The organism is Phenylobacterium sp. (assembly GCF_030693805.1).
Lineage (GTDB): Bacteria > Pseudomonadota > Alphaproteobacteria > Caulobacterales > Caulobacteraceae > Phenylobacterium.
In genome coordinates this window covers 1-8,504 of sequence record NZ_JAUXZW010000265.1, presented here as the reverse complement: position 1 = coordinate 8,504, position 8,504 = coordinate 1, and the positions used below count along the sequence as shown (strand labels likewise).

Genomic DNA, 8,504 nt, shown 5'->3' with positions numbered 1-8,504 from the left:
GTACTCTACGTCGCCGAGAACGCGGACCTGGGTTGGCGACAGGTGGTGGCGCGCCAGGTCGACAGGCTGTTCCGCGTGGCGCGCGGCGGTCGCGCGCCGCCCCAGTCCGTGGCCGCGACCAGCACCCAGGCCCGCCCGCTCCAGGCCCAGCAGCTTGTCGACCTGATCCTGCTGCACCCGCGCGACGCAGACCACGCGAGCGGCTCTGAGGCGTGGCAGGACGCGGTGCAGCCGGCGCGCATCTTCCACCTGCGCCGCGGCGTGGCGGGCGACGTGCGCCGTCTGGCCCGCGTGATCACTGGCCGCTCGGTGGGACTTGTGCTGTCAGGCGGTGGAGCCCGCGCCTACGCCCACGTGGGCGCGGTCCGCGCCCTGCGCGAACGCGGCGTGCCGATCGATTTCGTCTGCGGCGCCTCGATGGGCGCGATCGTCGGCGCCGGCGTCGCCATGGGCTGGAGCAACGAGGAACTCACCCGCCGCATCCGTGAGGCGTTCGTCGACACCAGTCCCGTGGACGACATCGCGTTGCCGCTGCTGGCCATGACCCAGGGCCGCAAGGTGCGCGAACGGCTGGCCTGGCACTTCGGCGACACCCGCATCGCCGACCTGTGGATCCCATTCTTCTGCGTATCGTCGAACCTGACCACGGGCGCCTATCACATGCATCGGCGCGGGCTGTTGCGCGACGCCCTGCGCGCGACGGTGGCCCTGCCCGGCATTCTGCCGCCGTCCACCGACGGGACAGACGTCCTGGTCGACGGCGCGGTCCTGAAGAACTTCCCGGCCGACCTGATGCGCGCCGCCCACAACGGGCCGGTGATCGGCGTCGACGTCACTCGCGGGCGCAGCATCACCGCCGCCGATGTCGCGCGCCCCGAATCGGTCTGGCGCTGGCTGGCATCCGGCCAGTGGCGGCGCGGCCCGCCGATCGTCTCGCTGCTGATGCGCGCGGCCACGGTCTCCACCGGCCGCGACCTGGCGGCGTCGCGCGAGGCCACCGATCTCCTGGTGACGCCCGACCTGGGCGATGTCGAGATTCGCGACTGGTCGGCGTTCGAGCCGGCGGAACAGGCCGGCTACGCGGCGACGATAGCGGCGCTCGACCTGCTGCACGCGCCGGTCACGGAACTCCGCCGCCGGCCTAAAATCCAGGCGCCCGCGGCGATCGCGACCTAGGCGTCAAGGCCACGTTTGCGACTCTGTGAAATCAGAGCCATATTGAAGGTCCTATCCACTTAGCGAAAGGAGGTGATCCAGTGTCTCATTGTTTTAACCGTAGCTCGGAAACCGTGACCTGGACCTCCGTCAACGAGGTTCGCGCCTAAGCCACCGGTACGGCGAAAGGTCGCGGCCGCGCTTGCGGTCCGACAATGGAAAGCCCGCCCCCGACAACGGGGCGGGCTTTCGCATTTCTGGCGCATCGTCGCGCGCAAGCCAACCCTACGGAGATTTACTCTATCCATTCACGGCGTCAGCTGTTCGCGCGGTCAAACGCTGCGCTCTTCGACGCCAGCTTCAGGACTCCGCGCTGCTCCCGCGCAACAATTGCACGGCGGGCGGAACACCCGCTGCCGCGCAGGGTTGTAGCGGCATGGCCAGCGCCCTGAAATCCGCCGAGTTCCGCTTGAAGGCCGAAGAAGCGGAGCTGATGGCGCGGACCGTCAGCTTCCGACCCGACCGCGAACGCTATACCGGCGAGGCCCGCGCCTGGCGACTGAAGCAGGCCGCGGCGCTGGAGAGCGAGGCCCGAACGTCCCACTAGCGGTTCAGCAGGCGTTCGTCGTCGCGGGCTTTTGGTTTCGGATAGATCGTGCGTTGTCGCCGCTCAACGCCTCACCTAAGCTTGAGCCAACAGGAGGCTCACGCATGGGCGAACCTTCCGCTGCGCGCACGTCGTGGGGTTACTGGCTGGTCGTCGCCATCTCCCTGTTTTGAAATGCTACGGCGCCTACGACTACTGGATGTCCCACACGGCCGGCGACGCCTACTTCAGGACGGTGGGCTTGACGCCCGCCCATATCGCCTACTTCCACGCCATGCCCGCCTGGGTGACCGCCGTCTGGGCGCTCGGCGTCTGGGGCGCGGTGGCCGGATCGGTGCTGCTGCTTCTAAGGTCGCGGTGGGCGTTTGCTGCGTTCGCCGCTTCGCTGGCTGGCCTGCTGGTCAGCCTCGTCTACACCTACGGCCTCAGCAACGGGGCGGAACTGGCGGGCGCGCAGGGCGTGATCATGAATCTCGTCATCACCGCCGGAGCGCTGTTCTTCCTCTGGTTCGCCCGGCGCATGGCCCGCCGGGGCGTGTTGCGCTGAACGCGAGTTCGCACGCGCCGAGGCCTAGACGGCGCCCGCATCTGGTCTCGGCTCGCGGGGTGCATTAGCACTCCACTCCTGCAGCCCGTTCGGCTGATCAGCGCAGGGCCGCTTATGACCAACATCACCCTCCAGGGCCTCACGCCGGCTCAACTGATGACGCTGGGCGACGCGGCGCTGAAAGCCGGCGACCTGGCCATCGCGCGGGGCTTCTACAAGAACCTGATGCGCATCGCGCCGTATGCGCCACATGTCCACGCCCGCTATGGACTGACGCTGCGCCCGCACAACCGGGTGTTGCCGATGCTGGAGGCGATGAAGGCGCTGGAGGCCATCCCCAATGCGAGCGTCTACATCGGTGAGGGCATCGCCACCTGGCTGAAGAACCCCGCCTTCGTCTCCGACGCGAAGTTCATGGCGCTAGCTGAGGAGGATCTGGCGATCGCGCCGGCCGGCGTCGTCAACTGGCACTGGAACCTGCAGACCATGCTGTGGGCCGCCCAGCAGGCGAAGCACGTGCCGGGCGACTACGTGGAGCTCGGCGTCTACAAGGGCCACACCACCCAGTTCCTGTCGCGCTATCTCGACTTCGCCGCCTGGGACAAGCGGTGGTGGCTGTACGACACCTTCGAAGGCATTCCGCAGGATCAACTGGATCGCGGCCGCGAGCACCTGACCGCCGCCGCCTATGGCGAAGCCTTCACTTACGAGGAGGTGCGCGACCGGTTCGCCTCATCGCCCAACATCACCGTCGTCAAGGGTCGAGTGCCGGAGGTGTTCGAGGAGACCTGTCCCGACCAGGTCAGCCTGATCCACATCGATCTCAACAACTCTTCCGCCGAGGTCGCGGCGCTCGATGTCCTGTATGACCGACTGTCGCCTGGCGGGATCATCGTCTTCGACGACTTCGGCTGGGCCACCTCCTCCGCCCAGGCCAAGGCCGAGACCGACTGGTTCCAACGTCGGGACCTGGCGCTGTTCCCATTGCCCACGGGTCAGGCCGTGTTCGTCAAGCCGGCGGGCTGAGACGGTGGTCAGGACGTTCGTCACGCGTCATGGTCTGGTGCCGATCTGGGGGGAATTCGACCAGTTCGACCCAATCCGACCGCTGCTGTTCGTCGTGCGCGGCGCCTTCCCCGACGTCGATTCGATGACCCTGCTGCACCGCCAAACGCCCGACGTCGACGTGGCCTTGGCCCACCTGCCCGGCATGCACTCGCCGTTCTTCGACACCTGCACGATCCAGGTGTTCGCCGAGGCGTTCGATGAGATCGTCACGGAATTCGGACGCCGCATCAATGTCGTGTTCGGCTTGTCGACCGGCGCCCTGGCAGCCTTGGCGATGCGCACCGCCGACCGGCTGGTTCTGGTCGAGCCGCCGCTCTCGACGGCCGAGGCCTGGCCGTTGATCGCTCAGTTCCGGGAGTGGGCGCTTGCCGACGCCGACGTCGCGCGCTGGGTCGAGGGGCTGTTTGGCTATTCGCAGACCGATGTGGTGAACCGCGACTACACCGGCCTGTTGGCCGACTCCGCGCCCGGCGTGGTGATCCTCGGCGAAACGCCGCTAGAACCGCCACGCGCCTTCGACAGGATGCCGAGCCTCGTCAGCGCCGCCGATCGCGAGCGGATCGCCGCAGCGCCGCAGCTGACCGAGGTCATCGTTCCGGGCGTCGGTCACAACATCCCAGGTGCTGCGCCCTACGCGCTGTTGGACGAGATCAAGCGCACCCTGGTCGATGTCCAGAGGCGCTGATCGCGCCGTCCTAGTCGCGCCAGCCGTGGGCGATGGCGGCGGACTCCTCGTCCGGACCGAACGGCTCGCCCTGGATCATCGCATTGACAGCCGCCAGGACCGCCGGCGGCGTTTCTGAAGACGCCATTCTGAACTGCGTCGTCGCCGGCTCGTAAGCGACCGCAACCGGCGCCGCCCAGTGCGCGCCCTCGCGGCAGCCGAGACCAGCGAGGTGCTGGGCCGGCGCGGCGAAGGTGCGGCAATAGCGGCCGTCGGCGGTGCGAAAGCTCAGCCCCACGCTGATCGGCCGTCCGTCGGACTCCGCGGCCGCCTGCTCCGACAGCGCCTTGGCGAGCGGCCCGCGCACCATCAACGCCCCGTCGGCGCCGCTGGCGACAAGCCCGCCCTGCGAGGGCGCGGCGTAGTGGGTCAGGAGTCCGCCGCCGACCACGCCCAGCACCAGGGACGCCGCCATCGCCGCCCACCGTGGCGGCGCGTAGCTGCGCCGCACAGGCGGCCTCGACGCCGCGGCGATCAGATGCGCCGGCACGGGTTCGTCCAGCACGCCTGCGAAGGCGCGCAACGCCGCCTCGCGAAGGCTGCGATGCCGCTCAATGTTCAGCGCCAGCGTCGCGTCGGCGGCGATCTCCGCCTCCAGCGCTCGCCGTGCGGCCAGATCCAGTTCGCCATCCACATAGGCGATGACACGGGCGTCCGTCGTCATTGGGGCGTCTCCTGCAATTGGGACATCAACGCGGCGCGGCCGCGGACCAGTCGACTGGTCAGGGTGCCTTCCGGCACCTGAAGGACTTCGGCGGCCTCGCGGTAGGACATGCCCTCGACCAGGACCAGCGCCACCGCCACCCGCTGGTCCTCCGGCAGCCGGCCCATGGCCGCCTCGACGTCGCGCAGCTCCAGCCGCGCATGCATCGCCCCGGACCCGTCCGTGCCGACGTGTTCACGCTCTTCCTCCGGCGCGAAGATGCGTGACTGGCGCACCCTGCCGCGTGTCTCGTCGATCCAGGCGTTCTTCATGATTCGGAACATCCAACTGTCGAGCCTGCTGCCCGGCCGCCATTGGCCGGCGCGCTCAAGGGCGCGTTCCACCGTCAATTGAACGAGATCGTCCGCATCGCTGACATTCGCCGCCAAGGCCCTCGCCAATCGGCGCAGACGCGGCAACAATGCGATGATCTCGCGCTGGAAGTCGGTCAAACACTCGCCTTGAGCTTAAGGATGAAACGACCGGTGCGGCGCGTTTCATCCATCGAGGATCGTCAAGCTTCGGGCGGCGGTTCGCCCAAGCCTGGAAGGGGCGCTTAGAATATGGCCAAAGGCCGAGACGTCCAGACCGGCGCGCTGCGCACGGTTCGCGGTGCGCGCTCGTTTGCCCTGACTCTGGCCTGGGTTCTAGGTCTCTGCGTGGTGGCGCCGACGGGCCAGGCTCAGCCGGCGCGGTCGCCCCCGGGGGTGATTCTAGAGGCGCCGTCTGGCCCTGCCCTCGACCACCGCGGGCTGCGCGCCCAGGACCTGTTTCGCCGCTACGCCCGTGATATCGAGATCGATCGCCGCGGCGAGGCGGTGGTGCGCGGCGAGGTGCTGGCGGTGGGCGCGAGCGCGGAGGCGCTTCGCAAGGCGCGCGCGGCAGGTTTCCGCGTCAAGCGGATCGACAAGCTGCCGGAGATCGACCTGGAGCTGACGGTGCTCGGCGCACCGCTCGGCATGCCTGTCGACGACGCGGTCGACCGTATGCGCGCGCTGGACCCGATCGGTCAGTACGACGTGAACCCGGTCTATCTCGAGAGCGGAGTCGTGGTCGCCGAACAGGCGGCCGGCGCGACCGCGGCCCGGACGCCTGCGCGCACCGCTTCGGCTCGGGCCAGGACCTCACCGACCAAGATCGGCATGATCGACGGCGGCGTCGACGTGCGCCACCGCAGCCTCGCGCGTTCCAAGATCGATCAGCGCAGCTTCGTGCGCGGCGGCGTCATGGTCACCCCGCACGGCACCGCCGTAGCATCCCTGCTGGCCGGCCTGCAGGAGCCGTTCCGCGGCGCTGCTCCCGGCGCGACGCTCTATGTCGCCGACGCCTTCGGCGAGAGCCCGACCGGCGGTTCGGCCGCCATCCTGGTGCGCGCCCTGGCCTGGCTCGCCCTATGCGGCGCCCCGGTGATCAACATCAGCCTGGTCGGACCCGCCAACACGCCGTTGGCGTTGGCCGTCCAGGCGATGGTGCGGCGCGGCTATGTGCTGGTCTCGCCGATCGGTAACGACGGGCCCGCCAGCCGCGCCTACTATCCGGCCGCCTATCCCGGCGTGGTCGCCGTCGCGCCGGTAGACCGACGAAAGCGGCGGCTGGTGGAGTCCAGCCGCTCGAACCACGTGGATTTCACCGCCCCTGGCGCTGACATGGCGGCCGCCGCCCCTCTGGGCGGTTTTCTGTCGGTGCGTGGCTCCTCCTTCGCCTCCCCACTGGTCGCCGGCAGCCTGGCCAAGTCGATGACCGTCCCCGATCCCGCCGCGCGGGCGCGGGCGCTGGACCTGCTGGGCCGCCAGGCCGAGGATCTCGGCGCGCCTGGGATCGACCCGATCTTCGGCCGCGGTCTGGTGGCCTTCAATCTGCGTACCGAGCCGGTCGCCGTGGACACTTCCGGCCGCCGATAGTGGTCGCACGAGCCCCTCCAGAATTTATTGAAATACGCGGGATGGAGCCCCGTATGGCGGTCGTTTGACAGACGAAGGCGCACAGCGCGCGGACGCCAGGAAGGCTGATCAGCCATGCGAAACCGCGCACCGATGCTGGCGTTGAGCGCCGTGGCGCTGCTCGCCGCTTCGCCGGTGTCCGCCAACCTTGTCCAGCCGGCGACTACCGCTCCGGCGGCTTCCTCGCCGCCGGTCGCTGCAGCCTGCGATCTGGGCGAGTCCATTGTGGCGCTCGCCGCCACGACCTTCATCGAAGCGCTCACAGCCGCCGCTGCGACGGTGACGCGACAACAATCCGCGAAAGGGACGACGTCTAGCCCCCGCTAACGTCGTCTCGTGCGCGGTCGCTGGGGCCGGGCCGTCCGATCATGGAGAGGCTCAGAGTATCGAGCGTCGGACGCCCGCCCAGCTGAGGGGCCGCCGGGAAACCGGCGGCCCTTCGCACGTCTGGCGGGCCGCTCAGAACGAGACGCAGGTTTCCTGGGTCAGCAGCAGGACAGAGTCCTGCTTGAACTTGGTCTTGTAGGCGCTGCGCGCAGCTTCGACCTTGGCGCTCACGTCGCCGCGTGACGGCAGCACGATCAGCACGATCTTGGCTGCCTCGCGTATCAGTTTGTTCTCAGATCCGCGCCACTGACCACCGCCTTCGAGGATGGTCAGGCCGTCGGGAAACCGTGGCGTCAGCTCTTCGTCGACGAACTTGGCGAAGGCCTCGTCGGTGACGCCGGGCTGGTCGCCGATGTTGCGGCCGAAGAACATCTGCGCCATGCGCATCGGCTCTTGGCCCACCGGACAGGCCGGCTGCTCCGGCATGTCAACGCTCGCGCAGCCGCCCAGCAAGGCCGACGCCGCGGCCATCGCCCCCCAGATACGCCTCATGCGCCGATCAACTCCCGCCCGATGAGGAAACGCCGGATTTCGTTGGTGCCCGCGCCGATGTCATAGAGCTTGGCGTCGCGCACCAGCCGCTCGACCGGGAAATCCTTGGTGTAGCCGGCGCCGCCCAGGGCCTGAACGGCCTCAAGTGAAACCCTCACCGCGCTTTCTGAAGCCATCAGGATCGCTCCCGCCGCGTCGAAACGAGTGGTGCGACCCGCGTCGCACGCCCTGGCTACGGCATAGACGTAGGCGCGGGCGCTGTTCAATGCGACATACATGTCCGCCACCTTACCCTGCATGAGCTGGAAGGCGCCGATTGGCGTTCCGAACTGCTTTCGCTCGCGGACATAGGGCAGCACCACGTCGAGGCAGGCCTGCATGATCCCCAGCGGCCCGCCGGCGAGGACCGTGCGCTCATAGTCCAGCCCGCTCATCAGCACGCCGACGCCGCCGTTCACCGGCCCCAGCACGTTCTCCTCGGGGATCTCGCAGTCCTCGAACACAAGTTCGGCGGTGTCGGAGCCGCGCATCCCCATCTTGTCCAGCTTCTGGCCGACCGAAAAGCCGGCGAAGCCCTTCTCCACCAGGAAGGCGGTCACCCCGCGGGCGGCGGCGTCAGGCTCTGTCTTGGCGTAAACCACCAGCACGTCGGCGTGCGGCGCGTTGGTGATCCAGAACTTGGTCCCGTTCAGCACCCAGCGGTCGCCGCGCCGCTCGGCGCGCAGGCGCATCGAGACGACGTCTGACCCCGCGCCGGCCTCGCTCATCGCCAGGGAGCCGACATGCTCGCCGCTGATCAGCTCGGGCAGATGGCGCTGCTTCTGGTCGTCAGAACCCCAGCGGCGGATCTGGTTGACGCAAAGGTTGGAGTGCGCGCCGTA

The 8,504-nt window shown here is 68.7% G+C and carries 11 protein-coding genes; 7 read left to right on the top strand and 4 right to left on the bottom strand.

Features of this window, described 5'->3' with window-relative positions; genetic code table 11:
- The 5 genes from Q8M88_RS10215 to Q8M88_RS10195 form a co-directional block, all read left to right on the top strand.
- A partial coding sequence (locus Q8M88_RS10215; protein WP_305597026.1) for a patatin-like phospholipase family protein occupies positions 1–1,176 on the top strand: 1,176 nt, incomplete at its 5' end.
- Between the two features lie 415 nt (positions 1,177–1,591).
- Positions 1,592–1,762: a hypothetical protein gene (locus Q8M88_RS10210; RefSeq protein ID WP_305597024.1), complete on the top strand. Its 171-nt coding sequence runs from the start codon at positions 1,592–1,594 to the stop codon at positions 1,760–1,762.
- 199 nt (positions 1,763–1,961) lie between these two features.
- Positions 1,962–2,309 (top strand): hypothetical protein, encoded by a 348-nt coding sequence (locus Q8M88_RS10205; RefSeq protein WP_305597022.1) that lies wholly within the window; start codon positions 1,962–1,964, stop codon positions 2,307–2,309.
- Between the two features lie 114 nt (positions 2,310–2,423).
- Positions 2,424–3,335: a TylF/MycF/NovP-related O-methyltransferase gene (locus Q8M88_RS10200; protein WP_305597019.1), complete on the top strand. Its 912-nt coding sequence runs from the start codon at positions 2,424–2,426 to the stop codon at positions 3,333–3,335.
- A 4-nt stretch (positions 3,336–3,339) separates the two neighbouring features.
- Positions 3,340–4,062: an alpha/beta fold hydrolase gene (locus Q8M88_RS10195; protein WP_305597017.1), complete on the top strand. Its 723-nt coding sequence runs from the start codon at positions 3,340–3,342 to the stop codon at positions 4,060–4,062.
- 10 nt (positions 4,063–4,072) lie between these two features.
- On the opposite strand, the gene Q8M88_RS10190 is transcribed toward Q8M88_RS10195, so the two are convergent.
- The gene (locus Q8M88_RS10190) at positions 4,073–4,765 is read right to left on the bottom strand and encodes an anti-sigma factor (protein ID WP_305597015.1); all 693 of its coding nucleotides are present in this window, start codon (positions 4,763–4,765) and stop codon (positions 4,073–4,075) included.
- Positions 4,762–5,256 (bottom strand): RNA polymerase sigma factor, encoded by a 495-nt coding sequence (locus Q8M88_RS10185; protein WP_305597013.1) that lies wholly within the window; start codon positions 5,254–5,256, stop codon positions 4,762–4,764. The genes Q8M88_RS10190 and Q8M88_RS10185 overlap by 4 nt, the downstream gene beginning before the upstream one ends.
- 111 nt (positions 5,257–5,367) lie before the next feature.
- Here Q8M88_RS10185 and Q8M88_RS10180 point away from each other — a divergent pair, with 111 nt between their 5' ends.
- Positions 5,368–6,705 carry a S8 family serine peptidase gene (locus Q8M88_RS10180; RefSeq protein ID WP_305597010.1) on the top strand — a complete coding sequence of 446 codons (1,338 nt, stop codon included), beginning with the start codon at positions 5,368–5,370 and terminating at the stop codon, positions 6,703–6,705.
- A gap of 114 nt (positions 6,706–6,819) precedes the next feature.
- Positions 6,820–7,071 (top strand): hypothetical protein, encoded by a 252-nt coding sequence (locus Q8M88_RS10175; protein WP_305597008.1) that lies wholly within the window; start codon positions 6,820–6,822, stop codon positions 7,069–7,071.
- A 132-nt stretch (positions 7,072–7,203) separates the two neighbouring features.
- Here the strand turns inward: Q8M88_RS10175 and Q8M88_RS10170 are convergent, their stop codons facing one another.
- Both Q8M88_RS10170 and Q8M88_RS10165 read right to left on the bottom strand, forming a co-directional pair.
- Positions 7,204–7,623: a DUF3574 domain-containing protein gene (locus Q8M88_RS10170; RefSeq protein WP_305597006.1), complete on the bottom strand. Its 420-nt coding sequence runs from the start codon at positions 7,621–7,623 to the stop codon at positions 7,204–7,206.
- Positions 7,620–8,504 (bottom strand): acyl-CoA dehydrogenase family protein (locus Q8M88_RS10165; protein ID WP_305597003.1); only part of this gene is annotated, 885 nt, incomplete at its 5' end. The genes Q8M88_RS10165 and Q8M88_RS10170, both read right to left, overlap by 4 nt.

Bases quoted from the DNA above. Each gene is read 5' to 3' on its own strand.
- Q8M88_RS10210 (WP_305597024.1), top strand. From the start codon at position 1,592: ATGGCCAGCGCCCTGAAATCCGCCGAGTTCCGCTTGAAGGCCGAAGAA.
- Q8M88_RS10205 (WP_305597022.1), top strand. From the start codon at position 1,962: ATGTCCCACACGGCCGGCGACGCCTACTTCAGGACGGTGGGCTTGACG.
- Q8M88_RS10200 (WP_305597019.1), top strand. From the start codon at position 2,424: ATGACCAACATCACCCTCCAGGGCCTCACGCCGGCTCAACTGATGACG.
- Q8M88_RS10190 (WP_305597015.1), bottom strand. From the start codon at position 4,765: ATGACGACGGACGCCCGTGTCATCGCCTATGTGGATGGCGAACTGGAT.
- Q8M88_RS10180 (WP_305597010.1), top strand. From the start codon at position 5,368: ATGGCCAAAGGCCGAGACGTCCAGACCGGCGCGCTGCGCACGGTTCGC.
- Q8M88_RS10175 (WP_305597008.1), top strand. From the start codon at position 6,820: ATGCGAAACCGCGCACCGATGCTGGCGTTGAGCGCCGTGGCGCTGCTC.
- Q8M88_RS10170 (WP_305597006.1), bottom strand. From the start codon at position 7,623: ATGAGGCGTATCTGGGGGGCGATGGCCGCGGCGTCGGCCTTGCTGGGC.